Source organism: Mesorhizobium sp. PUT5 (genome assembly GCF_052216645.1).
Lineage (GTDB): Bacteria > Pseudomonadota > Alphaproteobacteria > Rhizobiales > Rhizobiaceae > Mesorhizobium.
On record NZ_JBQOSO010000003.1, the window covers coordinates 724188 to 738491 of the forward strand.

General features: G+C 67.7%; 11 protein-coding genes. 10 read left to right on the top strand and 1 reads right to left on the bottom strand.

Annotated elements, in window-relative coordinates; translation table 11 throughout:
* The first annotated feature begins 59 nt into the window (after window positions 1-59).
* The 4 genes from pgi (at window position 60) to ACTDI4_RS05030 (ending at window position 4597) form a co-directional block, all read left to right on the top strand.
* Window positions 60-1703 (top strand): glucose-6-phosphate isomerase, encoded by a 1644-nt coding sequence (gene pgi / locus ACTDI4_RS05015; RefSeq protein ID WP_442840100.1) that lies wholly within the window; start codon window positions 60-62, stop codon window positions 1701-1703.
* 15 nt (window positions 1704-1718) lie between these two features.
* Complete coding sequence (locus ACTDI4_RS05020) at window positions 1719-2441, top strand: HAD family hydrolase (protein ID WP_442840101.1); 723 nt, start codon at window positions 1719-1721, stop codon at window positions 2439-2441.
* A 226-nt stretch (window positions 2442-2667) separates the two neighbouring features.
* Window positions 2668-3186, top strand: a complete 519-nt coding sequence (gene nusG / locus ACTDI4_RS05025; RefSeq protein WP_442840102.1) for a transcription termination/antitermination protein NusG — start codon at window positions 2668-2670, stop codon at window positions 3184-3186.
* Window positions 3187-3301: 115 nt separating this feature from the next.
* On the top strand, window positions 3302-4597 hold the full coding sequence (locus ACTDI4_RS05030) for a hypothetical protein (RefSeq protein WP_442840103.1): 1296 nt from the start codon (window positions 3302-3304) through the stop codon (window positions 4595-4597).
* Here the strand turns inward: ACTDI4_RS05030 and ACTDI4_RS05035 are convergent.
* Window positions 4558-5901, bottom strand: a complete 1344-nt coding sequence (locus ACTDI4_RS05035; protein WP_442840104.1) for a DUF2793 domain-containing protein — start codon at window positions 5899-5901, stop codon at window positions 4558-4560. The two genes, ACTDI4_RS05030 and ACTDI4_RS05035, sit on opposite strands and share 40 nt — an antisense overlap.
* 104 nt (window positions 5902-6005) lie before the next feature.
* Between ACTDI4_RS05035 and ACTDI4_RS05040 the strand changes: the two genes are divergently transcribed.
* From ACTDI4_RS05040 to ACTDI4_RS05065, 6 genes are read left to right on the top strand one after another with little or no spacing between them, the layout of a single operon-like run.
* Window positions 6006-8129, top strand: coding sequence for a bi-domain-containing oxidoreductase (locus tag ACTDI4_RS05040; RefSeq protein WP_442840105.1), 2124 nt, complete (start codon window positions 6006-6008; stop codon window positions 8127-8129).
* Window positions 8126-9238, top strand: coding sequence for a non-hydrolyzing UDP-N-acetylglucosamine 2-epimerase (gene wecB, locus ACTDI4_RS05045; protein ID WP_442840106.1), 1113 nt, complete (start codon window positions 8126-8128; stop codon window positions 9236-9238). Before ACTDI4_RS05040 ends, wecB begins: the two co-directional genes overlap by 4 nt.
* Window positions 9235-10875, top strand: coding sequence for a heparinase II/III family protein (locus tag ACTDI4_RS05050; protein WP_442840107.1), 1641 nt, complete (start codon window positions 9235-9237; stop codon window positions 10873-10875). The genes wecB and ACTDI4_RS05050 overlap by 4 nt, the downstream gene beginning before the upstream one ends.
* Window positions 10875-12140 (top strand): glycosyltransferase family 4 protein, encoded by a 1266-nt coding sequence (locus ACTDI4_RS05055; protein ID WP_442840108.1) that lies wholly within the window; start codon window positions 10875-10877, stop codon window positions 12138-12140. Before ACTDI4_RS05050 ends, ACTDI4_RS05055 begins: the two co-directional genes overlap by 1 nt.
* A gap of 27 nt (window positions 12141-12167) precedes the next feature.
* Entirely contained in the window at window positions 12168-13505 is a 1338-nt protein-coding gene (locus tag ACTDI4_RS05060) for a nucleotide sugar dehydrogenase (protein WP_442843268.1), read from the top strand.
* Between the two features lie 8 nt (window positions 13506-13513).
* Window positions 13514-14290: a polysaccharide biosynthesis/export family protein gene (locus ACTDI4_RS05065; protein WP_442840109.1), complete on the top strand. Its 777-nt coding sequence runs from the start codon at window positions 13514-13516 to the stop codon at window positions 14288-14290.
* Window positions 14291-14304 lie beyond the last annotated feature (14 nt).

Genomic DNA, 14304 nt, shown 5'->3' on the forward strand with positions numbered 1-14304 from the left:
CCTCATTTCGTCTGCTACATTGCTGGGCCGAGCCACCTCTCAACCGTCCGGAGACCGCCGTGGACCACGCCGCTTTCGACAAGCAACTCGCCGCGCTGCGCGCCCATCGCGCCGCAGCACCGATGGACATGCGCCGGGCCTTCGCCGACGATCCCGGCCGCTTCGCCCGCTTTTCGGCCACGGATGGCGACCTGCTGCTTGATTGGTCCAAATGCGCGGTGGACAGCAAGACGATGGACATGCTGTTTGCGCTCGCGCGCGCGGCCGACGTGGCGGGGCGCCGGGCGGCTATGTTTTCCGGCAAGCACATCAACGTCACCGAGAACCGAGCCGTTCTGCACACGGCGCTGCGCGACCTCGACCGCAAGGATCTCGTCGTCGACGGGCAGGACGTGAACGCGGACGTGCTGGCCGTGCTCGGCTCCATGGCCGCATTCGCCGACGCGGTGCGCTCCGGCAAGGCGGCCGGCGCCAGCGGAAAGAAAATCACCGACGTGGTCAATATCGGCATCGGCGGCTCCGATCTCGGCCCGGCCATGGCCACGCTTGCGCTGGCGCCCTACCATGACGGCCCGCGCGCCCATTACGTGTCCAACATCGACGGCGCCCATATCCACGACACGCTGAAGGATCTCTCGGCGGAGACGACGCTATTCATCATCGCCTCCAAGACCTTCACCACGGTCGAGACCATGACCAATGCCGAGACGGCGCGCCGCTGGGTGGCGGAGGCGCTCGGCGAGGCCGCCGTCGCAAAGCATTTCGCCGCCGTCTCCACCGCGCTCGACCTTGTGGCGAAGTTCGGCATCGAAAAGGATCGCGTCTTCGGTTTCTGGGATTGGGTCGGCGGCCGCTACTCCGTGTGGGGCGCGATCGGCCTGCCGGTCATGATCGCGGTCGGCCCGCGGAATTTCCGCGCCTTTCTTGCCGGCGGCGCGGAGATGGACGCGCATTTCCTGAACGCGCCGCCGGAGAAGAACCTGCCCCTGCTGCTCGGGCTGGTGGGCTGGTGGAACCGGGTGGTGTGCGGCTATCCGGCGCGCGCGGTCATTCCCTACGACCAGCGCCTGTCCAGGCTGCCGGCCTATCTGCAGCAGCTCGACATGGAATCGAACGGCAAGAGCGTGACGCTGGAAGGCGGCGCGGCGCCGACGCCCACCGGCCCGCTGGTGTGGGGCGAGCCGGGCACCAACGGCCAGCACGCCTTCTTCCAGCTTCTGCACCAGGGAACCGACATCATCCCGGTCGAGTTCCTGGCCGCTGCCCATGGCCACGAGCCGGGACTGGAGCATCATCACGACCTGCTTCTGGCCAATTGCGTGGCCCAATCGGAAGCGCTGATGAAGGGCCGCACGCTGGAAGAGGCGCGCGCCCAGATGCTGGCCAAGGGCATGAAACCCGCGGAGGTCGACAGGATCGCCCCGCACCGGGTCTTTTCCGGCAACCGGCCTTCGGTGACGATCCTCTACGACAGGCTCGACCCGCGCATGCTCGGACGGCTGATCGCCCTTTACGAGCACAGGGTATTCGTGGAAGGAACGCTCTACGACATCAACTCCTTCGACCAATGGGGCGTGGAACTGGGCAAGGAACTGGCCACCAGCCTTCTGCCCGTCGTGGAAGGCAAGGAAGATGCCGGAAACAGGGATGCCTCCACCGTTGGCCTGGTGGAACATATCCATAGGTTGTGCGGATCGCGATAGACGGGAGCAGGCGGCTTGGCGGGGAACAAAGCGGCGGGGATCAAGGGCATTCTTTTCGACAAGGACGGCACCTTGGTCGATTTCGATGCGACATGGTCGGTGGTAGCGGACCTGATGGCGATGGAGGCGGCCGAAGGCGATCGCGGCCGCGCCGACGCGTTGCTGTCGGCGGCCGGGCTCGATTTCGAGGCCCGGCGTTTCAAGCCGGATTCGGTCTTTGCCGCCGGCACCAACATGGACATCATCGAGCTCTGGTTTCCCCATCTGCCGGCGACCGCCCAGAAGGAGGCGCTGGCGCGCTTTGATCGCATCACCGCCGAGCAGGGCTCGGCCATGGCGGTTCCGCTGCCGGGCATGGCCGATGCGCTGGCAGCCCTCCATGCCGCCCCCTACAGGCTGGGATTGGCCACCAACGATTCCACCGCGGGGGCGGAAAAGACGCTGGCTGCCCTCGGCATCGCCCAGCTTTTCGACGCCGCCTACGGCTACGACGCGGTGGCCAATTCCAAGCCGGCGCCCGATACGATCCGCGCCTTCTGCGATCTCACCGGGCTGAAGCCTTCCGAGATCGCCATGGTGGGTGACAACCGCCACGACCTGGAGATGGCACGCGCCGGCGGCTGCGGCCTTGCGATCGGCGTGCTCTCGGGCACCGGCACGCGCGATTCCCTGGCGCCGATGGCCGACGTCGTGCTGGGCTCGGTGGCCGAACTGCCGCTCTATCTGGCCGACCGGTAGCGCACCGGCGCCCGGTTTTTTGGAACGGGATTTTGGCCGCTTTCCGGCAGCCATATCGCGTCATCACGAGCGGCCCGGAACGGGCCACTCCTTCCGCGCGTGGGTGCAACCCGCCTCAACTTCCCAGCGAGCGTTCTTGACGCTTCGAATTTGTTGTGAATATTAATCAATCTTAGTGAGCTAGAATGCCGGACTGGGGGAGGGGTGCCAAGCACCTTTGGTAGGCATGTCGCGTCTCGTGTGCCCTGCGGAAAGAAAAGATTGGTACGTCGTTGCGACCAAATCTTGGAAAGAAGCGGTTGCGGCAGATAATCTGAGCAATCAAGGCTTTCGAGTGTTTCTTCCGCGCATGCGCAGGTCGGTTCGTCATGCGCGTCGAACCTTTGTTCGCCTGATGCCTCTGTTTCCGACATACCTGTTCGTGGAGGCGTCCACCGCCGCCCGCTGGCGCTCGGTCAACGGAACGATCGGCGCGAAGTGCATCATCACCAGCAACGACAGCCCGGTTGCAGTGGAGCCCGGATTCATCGAGGCGCTGCAGGCAAGGGCCGATCGTGAAGACGTCATCGATTTCAGCGGCCAGTTCAAGCGCGGCGATTGCGTGGAACTGGCGCAGGGTCCGTTTGCCAGGCGCATAGGCAGTCTCGTCGACCTGGACGACCGGGGCCGCGTCACCGTTTTGATGGAATTTCTGGCCGCGTGCAGACCTGTGCGCACGACGGCCGCCAATCTGTTGCCGGCATAAGGGGGGAGTAGGAGATAAGGCGCGCGTTGCGCACCTGTCGGGAAGCATGCCCCCGGTGTCTCGGCTACACCCGGTGTGCGGTAGCTGTGCCGATGCGCACGGGGGCATCGGCACCGTGAGTGAAGCGGCCAGCAGCGCGCCGGCCACCGGGAAGGTTCCGGCTCAGGCGATCCTCGTCCACGTGCTCTTCGTTCTGGTCGGCACCATGCCGTTCGTGCCGTCTCCTTTTTCTTCCCACTCCATCGCTTTCATATTGACGCTTTTCCTGCTGGCGCTTTGTGTTTCGTTCAACGGGACAATCAGGCTCGACGCCACGGCCTTGCAGGCGGTGGCGATGGTATTTCTATGGATGCCGATAAATTTCCTGGTCTCCGTGAACAATGAAATAAAGACGCAAGACTTCATCCGCGGGGCGGTGCCCTTCGTTTTCATTCTCTATTATATCGTCCATCTGAACCTGCCGGCGAGGTTGAGCGCGCGCGCCAGCGGTCCGCTGCTGCTGGCCGCGGCCGCATGGGCCGTCCAGATCGTCGCACTGAACGCCACGGACCTTGTTGCGGCCGTTCGCGGGGAGGTTGCGCGGCTGACCTACGCGGTCGGCGACCTGCTCGTGCCTTTCGGCCTCGTCGGTTTCATCCTCGTTCTTTACGAGCGGCGCCTCGCTCTGCCATTGCGGGCAGGGCTGCTCGCCCTGTTCCTCGTCCTCATCCTGGCATCGGGCTATCGCTCGCAGATCCTGCTGGTCGCCGCCGTCACCGCCTTTTCGCAGCGAAGGATATGGAGCGCCGGGAGCCTGGCGGCGGTTACCGGGCTTGGCGCGCTCCTTGCCTGGTATCTCATGGTGAATCCCGGCTTCGTCGAGGTCTTTGTCCAGCGCATGCAGGCTTCGACGGGCGACCAGGTTCGCGCGGCCGAACGGGCCTTCGCCCTGGAAAGCTTTGCCCTGGCTCCGGCTCTGGGCAATGGCCTGGGCTTCCGCGTGCCGTGGGACGCCACCCGCTCCGGCATGCTGCCGCCGGTCGGCGACGGCGCTGTCGGCTACATCCACAATTTCGCCGCCTATCTGCTGATGACCATGGGGCTCACCGGCCTTGCCGCCTACGGCCTGTTCTTCGCGCGGCCGCTGTGGATCGGATCGGTTGCCGCCTTCCGCGGACGGGACCGCGAGGCGGAAGCCACCTGGCTCTGTCTCGTCGCGCTGCTCGTCTATTTCTTCATCTCGGCCGCTTTTCGCCAGATCCAGATGTGGATCGTCATCGGCGTGCTGATCGCCATCATCGAGACGCGCTGGAGGCTCTATCGGCAGAGGCTGGGGCAGGCGGCCCTGCGCCGCAATGGCCGCCTGTGGGAAGCCGGTCGGTTTGCGGCGGCCTACCGCCACGTCTCCAGGCTGGGCACCACGCCATGGTAGAGACCAGGGGCCACGGCAATGGCGCCGGGCGTCAGCAGCGGCGCGGCAAGCAGGAACTCGGTTGCCGGGGTCGTGAACAGATTGTGGAAGATGTTGTCGTAGCCGACGAACTGATCGGGCGCGCGGTCGAACAGCCGCGTCACCTGCCGCCATCCGTCGGCGGGCAGGACCTGCTGGTTGGCCGTCTTCTCCTGTCCGTCGACGAACAGGCGGCCGAGCGCGGCCGTCCCCACCGTCAGGCCGAGGCTGCCGGAGCGCACCAGTACGTGGCAGTTGAACGCCCATTGCGGCGGCAGCGGCGCCGACAGCAGCGAGAACGGCAGATAGTAGTTGACGCCGCCGATGCTGCGCGCCGTCGAGGTGCCGCTGCCGGCGACGACGCGCAGCGTGTGGAACTCGACGCCGTAGCGCCGGTTGGCCGCATCCTTCAGCTTATCGATCAGCGCCTTGACGTCGGCGTGCAGCGCGCCGCCGGCGCCGCCGTAATCGGTGTTGTTGGTGATGAATTTCGGCCCGGCCGAAAGCACGGCGCCGTTGGCGGCGGAAACATAGGCGGGCACCGTGAAGGCGCCCACCGTGGCCGCCTGCGATTCCGGGCTGCCGCCGAAGCGGCCGCCGTCCTTGAGCAGGTTGAAGGGCGCCGAAACAGGCACCGTGGCCGGCATGCGCACGGCGCCGTTGGCGCGGTCGATGACGAGCGCCTCGAACCAGGCGTTCCCGTCGGGGCTGACCTTGACGTGGAAGTCGTCGTCGCCGGCGGTGCCGAATTCGGCGCGGCCCGACCAGCCGGTCTGGTAGAGCACAGAGGCCGTGTCGGCGGCGGAAGCCTTGTTGAGCTTGAACTGCACGCCGCCGGTGCCCGGGGTGACGTCGTCGTGGCTGAAAAGCACCGCGTCGGCCTTGACCGCGAGCCGGTTGGTCGCATCGGCGGCCGCGTTGACGCCCAAGGCGGCGACGCTGTCGGCCCTCGACAACTGCGCCCAGCCCGTCTCGTTGAAGACGAAGGCCGCGCCCTCGTCCTTCACCCAGGCGATCCAGCCTTCGTTCGGTGCGAAGAATGCCCAGCCGCCGTCCTGGAAGGCCGCGACCCGCGCGGATTTCCCCGCCCATTCGCCAAAAGCTTCGTCTGCGACGATGTGGCGTTCCCCTTCCACGGGCGCGACAGGCGGATTGCCCAGGTTGCGGCTTTCCACCGCCAGATGGACGACCGCATCGAGCATCCGCAGCGCTTCGTTGTGGGTGACATGCTTTTGTGCCTGCGCCGGCAGGATGTAGGGCAGGGCGAGATTTTCGGTCGTTTCCATGCACATGGTCCTTCTTTATCCATCGCCTTGCATTGTGCGGCTTTGCGCATGGGTGTGAACATGTCGAACGGGCATCCCGGCCCGGCATCGGGGTCCGGGGCGCGGTGAGGCAGATCCTCCAATCGCTGCGCAGCGGCGCAACCCTGGTCGCCGAGGTGCCCTGTCCCTTGCCTGCACGCGGGCAGGTGCTGGTGCGCACCTCGCACACGCTGATCTCGGCGGGCACGGAGCGCATGCTGGTCGATTTCGGCCGAGCCTCCCTTGTCGGCAAGGCGCGCCGGCAACCGGAAAGGGTCCGCCAGGCGCTCGACGGCATCAGGACCGATGGCCTCGCCCCGACGCTGGAGCGGGTATTTTCGAGGCTCGATCGGCCCCTGCCGCTCGGCTACTGCAATGTCGGCACGGTGCTGGAGGTGGGCGCGGCCGTGTCGGGCCTTGCCCCCGGCGAGCGCGTCGCCTGTGCGGGCGGTCATGCCGAAGCCGTTGCCGTAGTTGCCAATCTCTGCGCGAAAGTGCCCGACACGGTCGCCGACGACGAGGCGGCCTTCACGGTTCTGGGTGCCGTCGCGCTCCAGGGCATAAGGCTTGCGCGGCCGACGCTCGGCGAGGCCGTGGTGGTGATCGGGCTCGGCCTGGTCGGCCTCATGACGGTGCAGCTTCTGCGCGCCCATGGCTGCCGGGTGCTCGGCATCGATCCGGACCCCGCCCGGTTACGGCTGGCGGCCGGCTTCGGTGCGCACACGGTCGAACCCGCCGCTGGAGCCGATCCCGAGGCTGCGGCTTTCGCCTTTTCGCGCGGGCGCGGGGTGGATGCCGTCATCATCGCCGCGGCCACGCCAAGCAGCGAGCCGGTGCGACAGGCCGCCCGCATGTGCCGCAAGCGCGGCCGCATCGTGCTCGTCGGCGTTGCCGGGCTCAAGCTGTCTCGGGCCGATTTCTACGACAAGGAACTGACCTTCCAGGTCTCCTGCTCCTATGGCCCCGGCCGCCACGATCCGGCCTATGAGGAGAACGGCCAGGACTATCCCGCAGGATTCGTGCGCTGGACCGCGCAGCGCAACTTCGAGGCCGTCCTCGACATGATGGCTGACGGTCGGCTGGACGTTAAGCCGCTGGTCTCGCATCGCTTTCCGCTGGCCGCGGCGCGGAAGGCTTATGATATCGTGACCGGTTGCGAGCCCTCGCTCGGTATCCTGCTGGACTACCCGTCGGAGCTTCCGGCCCTGGTGCTGATGCGCCGCATTGTGCGGCTCACGCCTGCCGCGCGCGGGTGCGGCCAGGCCTGCGTCGGCTTCATCGGGTCGGGCAGCCACGCCGCCGCCGTGCTGATGCCGGCCTTCAGGGCGGCCGGCGCCCGCCTTGCCGGCGTGGCCTGCCGGACCGGCGTCAGCGGCACACATGCAGGCCGGAAATTCGGTTTCGAGACCGTCACCACCGAAGCGGATGCCCTGCTGGAGGATCCCGAAATCGATGCGGTGGTGGTGGCCACCCGCCATGACAGCCATGCCGACCTCGTCTGCCGGGCGTTGCGAGCCGGCAAGCATGTCTTCGTGGAAAAGCCGCTGGCGCTCTCGCACGAAGAGCTTGCGGAGATGGAGGCCACCCATGCCCAGGCAGCCGCTTCCGGCTTCGCGCCGGTCGTCATGGCAGGCTTCAACCGCCGCTTTGCGCCGCAGGCGCGGCGGGCAAAGGCGCTGCTCGACGGTCTGCCCGGTCCGAAGGCCATGGTGATGACGGTAAATGCCGGGCCCGTGCCGCCCGGCCATTGGACACAGGACACGGAGGCCGGCGGCGGCCGCATCGTCGGCGAGGCTTGTCATTTCATCGACCTGTTGCGCTTCCTGGCCGGCGCGCCGATCTCCGCGCACCATATCCACACCATGCAGGCGCCGACGGGAGACACCGCCTCCGTCGCGCTGTCCTTCGCAGACGGGTCAATCGGCACCGTCCACTATTTCGCCAATGGCCCGAGGGCCTTTCCCAAGGAGCGGCTGGAGGTGTTCTGCGGCGGCCGCGTGATCAGGCTCGACAATTTCCGGCGCATGCGCGGCTTCGGCTGGCCGGGCTTCCGCACCATGCCCCTGTGGCGGCAGGACAAGGGGCACCGCGCCTGCGTGGAGGCTTTCGTCCAGGCGGTCGCGGCCGGCGAGGCAGCGCCTGTCGCCTTCGACGAACTGCTGGAGGTCAGCAGGGCTGCGGTCGAGATCGCGGAGGCCGCCCGCCGATGAGCGCCGGGCAAGGGCCGTTGATCGATATCGTCGCCGGGGCGCGGCCGAATTTCATGAAGGTCGCACCGATCATTCGCGCGCTGGAAACGCGGCGGGCGGCGGGCGGCCATCTGCGCTACCGGCTGGTGCATACGGGCCAGCACCACGATGCCCGCATGTCGGCCACCTTCTTCGCCCAGCTCGGCGTTCCCGGACCCGACGTCGATCTGGCGGCCCGTTCCGGCACGCAGGCCGAGCAGACGGCCGCGATCATGGTGCGCTACGAGCAACTCCTGCTGGCGCAGCCCTGCCGGCTCTGCCTCGTCGTCGGCGACGTCACCTCCACCATGGCCTGCGCCCTCGCCGCACGGAAGGCGCAGACCCCGGTCGCCCATGTCGAGGCCGGTCTGCGCTGCGGCGACAGGACCATGCCGGAAGAGATCAACCGCAAGGTGGTGGACGCGGTCAGCGACTGGTTCTTCACCACCAGCCGCAGCGCCGGCGAAAACCTCGTCCGCGAAGGCGTGGAGAAGGAGCGCATCTTCTTCGTCGGCAACACCATGGCCGACACGCTGCTGGCAAATCTCGACCGTCTGCGCCCGCCGCCCGTCTGGCACGAACTGGACCTGTCTCCCGGCGCCTATTTCGTGGTGACGCTGCACCGGCCCGCCAATGTCGATGCCGCCGCCTGCCTCGCCCGGCTGCTCGAGGCGATCGCCGGGGCTACGCGCGGCCTGCCGGTGGTGTTCCCGGTGCATCCGCGCACGGCGGCGACGCTCGGCGCCATCGCCGGCCTGTCGCGCACGATCCATCCTGTCGAGCCGCAGCCCTATCTGGAGTTCAACCATCTGGTGCGCCACGCCAAGGCCGTCATCACCGATTCCGGCGGCGTGAGCGAGGAGACCACGGTCATGGGCGTGCCGTGCCTGACGCTGCGCGATGGCACGGAGCGTCCGGAGACGGTGACCGTCGGCACCAACGAGGTCGTCGGCTGCGATCCGGCCGCGCTCGATGGCGCGCTGGAGCGCTTGTTTGCCGGCCGCTGGAAGCGCGGCGGCATCCCGGAAAGATGGGACGGCCGGGCGGGCGGGCGCATCGCGGAAGCGCTGGAGGCGCTGGTTCCGCCATGAGCCCGCGGCCTGCCGACCTGCGCCTTTATTGGGAGACCGTGCGTCACCTGCGGCCGGTTCAACTCCATGGCCGGCTGTGGTTCCGTGCCGTGCGCCCGCTGCCCGATCCGTCTCCCGCGCCGCCGTTGCGGGAGCAGGCCGGGCCATGGGTGCCACCGGCCCGCAGGCGACGGAGCCAGATCGGACCCGACACGTTCCGGTTCCTCAACGAGACGCGCTCGCTGGCGCGGCACGGCTGGGACGACCCGGCGCTCGCGAAGCTGTGGCGTTACAATCTCCACTATTTCGACGACCTCAATGCCGAGGGCGCGGAACGACGCGGCGAATGGCACCGGGCCCTGATCAGGCGCTGGATCGCTGAAAATCCGCCCGGCATGGGCGCCGGTTGGGAGCCCTATCCGACGTCGCTGCGCATGGTGAACTGGATCAAGTGGGCGCGTGCCGAAAACGCGCTTTCCCCGCAGGCGGTCCACAGCCTGGCCGTGCAGGCCCGCTGGCTGGCGCGGCGCCTGGAGCATCACCTGCAGGGCAATCATCTGTTCAGCAACGCCAAGGCGCTGGTCCTTGCCGGCTGCTTTTTCGAAAGCGCCGAGGCCGACGCCTGGGCCGATCGCGGCATGGCTCTCCTGCGCGACCAGCTTGCCGAGCAGATCCTTGCCGATGGCGGCCATTTCGAGCTGAGCCCGATGTATCACGCGCTGGTGCTCGAAGACATGCTGGACCTCGTCAATGCAAGGCGTGGCGCCGGGCTGCCGGTGCCGGACCCATGGGTCGGCAAGATCGCGGCCATGCGCGGCTGGCTCGATGCCATGTGCCATCCCGACGGTGAGATCGCCTTCTTCAACGATGTGGCCATCGGCATCGCGCCGCCGCCGGCAGGTCTGCGGGACTACGCGGACCGTCTGGGCTTTCCGTCGCCCGGTATCGGCGATCCGTCGTGCCGCTGGTTGCGCGACAGCGGCTATGTCCGCATGGCCGAAGCAGAGGCGGTCGCCCTGCTCGACGTGGGGCGCGTCGGTCCCGATCATCTTCCCGCCCATGCCCATGCGGATACGCTGTCCTTCGAACTGTCGCTGGGCGCCCGGCGCGTCATCGTCAATTCCGGCACCAGCCTCTATGGCAGCGGGGCGGAACGCCAGCGCCAGCGCGGCACCGCAGCGCACAACACCGTGGCGGTGGACGGCGCGGATTCTTCGGAAGTCTGGTCGGGGTTCCGTGTCGCACGACGGGCTCGTCCGCGGGAACTTTCAGTGACGCGGGACGGCGACGGGCAGGCCGTCGCCTGCGCCCATGACGGCTACAGATGGCTGCCCGGAAAGCCGCGTCATCGGCGGGTCTGGCGCTTCGGCAGAGGCAGGCTCACCGTCGCCGACGAGGTGCGGGGCGGGCATGCCGGGGCAACCGCGCTGTTTCATTTTCATCCGGAGCTTGCCGCGTCGGCCGAAGCGGATGGTGCGTCCGGCGTGCTTGCGCTCGCGCAAGAGCCGCTGTTGCGCTGGCAGGTTCTGCGCGGAGCGGCAAGGCTCGAGCCTTCCACCTGGCACCCCGAATTCGGCATCGCGATCCCGTCGCAACGCCTCGCGGTCGATCTCGCCGGCGGTGCCGCCATCGTCGCGTTCTCATGGGGCGATGCCTGATGCGCATCCTGTTCCTGACCGACAATTTCCCGCCGGAGGTGAATGCGCCGGCAAGCCGCACCTTCGAGCATTGCCGCGAATGGGTGGCGGCCGGTCACGATGTCACCGTCATCACATCCGCGCCCAACTTTCCGGCTGGAAAGCTGTTCGAGGGCTACCGCAACCGCGTGTTTGCCCGCGAGACTGTGGTCGGCATCGAGGTGGTGCGGGTCTGGAGCTACATCAGCGCCAATGAGGGCTTCCTGCGCCGCACGCTCGACTATGCGAGCTTCATGGCGGCGGCGACGCCCGCCAGCCTCGCGGTGCCCCGGCCGGACATCGTCATCGCCACCTCCCCGCAGTTCTTCACCGCCTGCGCCGGCTATCTGGCCAGCCGCTTGCGCGGGGTACCCTTCGTGTTCGAGTTGCGCGACCTGTGGCCGGATTCGATCCGCGCCGTCGGCGCCCTGCGGCAGGAACCCTTGCTCGCGGGCCTGGAGAAGCTGGAACTCTTTCTGTACCGCAAGGCCGCCATGATCGTGGCGGTGACGAATTCCTTCAAGCACAGGCTCGCCGACAGGGGCATCGACCCGGCCAAGATCCATGTCGTCACCAACGGTGCCGATCTTCGGCTCTTCCGTCCTCGGAGCAGGGACACGCAGGTGGTGCGGCAACTGGGCCTCGGCGGAAAATTCGTCGCCGGCTATGTCGGCACCCATGGTCTCGCGCATGGGCTGGAAACCCTGCTTGAGGCGGCGCGGCTGCTGCGAGACGAAGGCCGCGACGATATCCACCTTCTGTTCCTCGGCAACGGGGCCAGGAAGGCGGCGCTGCATGCCCGTGCGCGGGAGATGGCCCTGCCCAACGTCACCTTCCTCGAAACCGTCCCCAGATCGGAGGTCGCCCGCTACTGGTCGCTGCTGGACGCTTCCGTCATCCATCTGCGCAAGGCCGACCTTTTCAGCACCGTCATCCCGTCCAAGCTGTTCGAAAGCATGGCCATGGGCATTCCCGTCCTGCACGGCGTGCGCGGCGAGTCGGCCGACATCGTGGAGCGCGAAGGCGCAGGCCTCACCTTCGAGCCGGAAAATGCCCGCCAGCTCCGCGACCGGCTGGTGGAGCTTTCGCGCGACCGGCAACTCGCCGGCCGTCTCGGCGCCAACGGGGTCCGGGCGGCCGGACGATACGACCGGCGGCATCTGGCGGCCCGCATGCTCGGCCTCGTCGAGCAATGTGCCTGGCAGCACAGGCACAACTCCCTGCGGCCTGCGGACGAACGGGGCTGAGGGCAGCACGTGGACAGATATGGCGGCATCGAAACCGACGCCTGCCGCGAGGCTGCCGCCAGGATCGAAAGCCGCTGCGCCGTCACCGGCGTCATCGGGCTCGGCTATGTCGGCCTGCCGATCGCCGCGGCGTCCGCCCGCGCGGGCTTTCGGACCATCGGTTTCGACATCGATCCGCGCAAGGTTTGCCGGCTCAATGCCGGGGAGTCCTATGTCGGCGCCGTCGCCTCGCGCGATCTTGCCGGCCTCGTCGCCGAGGGGAAATTCCGCGCCAGCGACGATTTCGCCGAACTCGCCTCTTGCGACGTCATCCTGATCTGCGTGCCGACGCCGCTGTCGAAAAGCCGCGAGCCCGATCTCGGTTTCGTGGTGCAGACGGCGCACACCGTCGCGCGGCACCTGCGCCGGGGGCAACTCGTGGTGCTGGAATCCACCACCTGGCCGGGTACGACCGAGGAGGTGCTGAAACCGGTCCTGCAGGCAAGCGGGCTGGACAGCGGCCGCGACTTCTTCCTCGCTTTCTCGCCGGAGCGCGAGGACCCCGGAAACGACCGCTTCCGCACCGCCGACATTCCCAAGGTGATGGCCGGCGACGGCATGGAGGCTTCCGCCCTGGCCGAAGCGTTCTATGCCGCGGTGGTCGAACGCGTCGTCGTGTGTTCCTCGACGGCGGTGGCCGAGGCGGTCAAGATCACCGAGAACGTGTTTCGCGCCGTCAACATTGCGCTCGTCAACGAACTGAAGCTCGTCTACGACGCCATGGGCATCGATGTCTGGGAGGTAATCGAGGCTGCCTCCACCAAGCCGTTCGGCTTCATGCCCTTCCACCCCGGTCCGGGCTCGGGCGGGCACTGCATCCCGGTCGATCCCCACTACCTTGCCTGGAAGGCGCGGGCCTTCGGTGCTCGCACGCGTTTCATCGAGCTTGCCGGCGAGATCAACGCCTCGATGCCGCATTTTGTGATCCGCCGGCTGGAACAGGCGCTGGCCGCGCGACGCGGCAAGGCTCTTGCCGCGTCCTCGGTGTTGGTGGTGGGGCTCGCCTACAAGAAGAACGTCTCCGACATCCGCGAAAGCCCCGCGCTCGGGCTGCTGGGGCTGCTGCGGGAGGAGGGGGCCAGCATCGCCTATTTCGACCCCTTTATCGGCGAGTTACCGATGACGCGCGAGCACGCCGCCCTGGCGGGCCTGCGTTCCACCGGGCTGACGCCGGAAGCGGTCGCGGACTTCGACGCAGTGCTGATCGCCACCGACCACGACGATGTCGACTATGGCCTGATCCTCACCCATGCGCCGCTTATCGTCGACACGCGCAATGCTTTCGGGCGCCGCGGCCATCGCGACGCGAAGATCGTGAAGGCATAGGCGAAGCTATGGCCCGACGAGCGTACAACCTCGGCGAAGCAGTGGCGGGCGTGGTCCTCCTCGCCATGCTGGCAGGCCTGAGCCTTGCGGCTGGCTGCACCGGCACGGCCAACACGGGCGCCGTGCCCTCCGACGTCTTGACTCGGGGCGGCGCCCCGGTGGCGGACGGCAGCCTGCGGCTGGTGCACAGCCTTCCCGCCCCGCCGGAAACGCGCGGGGGCGCCGAACAGGTGCTTATGCCGAACGACGTGCTGGAGATCGGCGTCTACCAGGCCGCGTCGCTGAGCCGCACCGTCCAGGTCGATTCCGCCGGGCGCATTTCCCTGCCGCTCATCGGCACGGTCGAGGCGGCCGGAAAGACCCCGCGCCGGTTGGAGCGGGAGATCGAGCGGGCCTATGGCGCTTCCTATCTTCAATCTCCGGACGTGACGATCTTTCTCAAGGAATCGGCGGGCCAGCGAGTGACGGTGGACGGCGAGGTGGCGCGGGCAGGCCTCTATCCGGTCACGGCCCGCACCACGCTGCTCGACACCATCGCCATGGCCGGCGGCTTCCGCGACATAGCCGATCCCCGGAAGGTCTACGTCTTCCGCGACGTCGGCGCAGTCAAGCTCGTCGCCAACTACGATGTCGGCGCCATCCGCAGCGGCAGGGCGCCCAACCCCCGCATCTATGGCGGCGATAGCGTCATGGTGTTCACGTCGCAAAGCCGGGTGGCCTTCAACAATCTCAAGGAAGCGGTGGGCATCGCCGCCAATGCAAGCCGTCTGGCCGTCGCTCCATAGCGGCGGATCGGCGG

What these genes read in the sequence shown, in the direction of transcription:
- nusG (WP_442840102.1), top strand. Translation starts at nt 2,668, where the DNA reads ATGTCGCGTCTCGTGTGCCCTGCGGAAAGAAAAGATTGGTACGTCGTT.
- ACTDI4_RS05035 (WP_442840104.1), bottom strand. Translation starts at nt 5,901, where the DNA reads ATGGAAACGACCGAAAATCTCGCCCTGCCCTACATCCTGCCGGCGCAG.
- wecB (WP_442840106.1), top strand. Translation starts at nt 8,126, where the DNA reads ATGAGCGCCGGGCAAGGGCCGTTGATCGATATCGTCGCCGGGGCGCGG.
- ACTDI4_RS05050 (WP_442840107.1), top strand. Translation starts at nt 9,235, where the DNA reads ATGAGCCCGCGGCCTGCCGACCTGCGCCTTTATTGGGAGACCGTGCGT.
- ACTDI4_RS05055 (WP_442840108.1), top strand. Translation starts at nt 10,875, where the DNA reads ATGCGCATCCTGTTCCTGACCGACAATTTCCCGCCGGAGGTGAATGCG.
- ACTDI4_RS05065 (WP_442840109.1), top strand. Translation starts at nt 13,514, where the DNA reads ATGGCCCGACGAGCGTACAACCTCGGCGAAGCAGTGGCGGGCGTGGTC.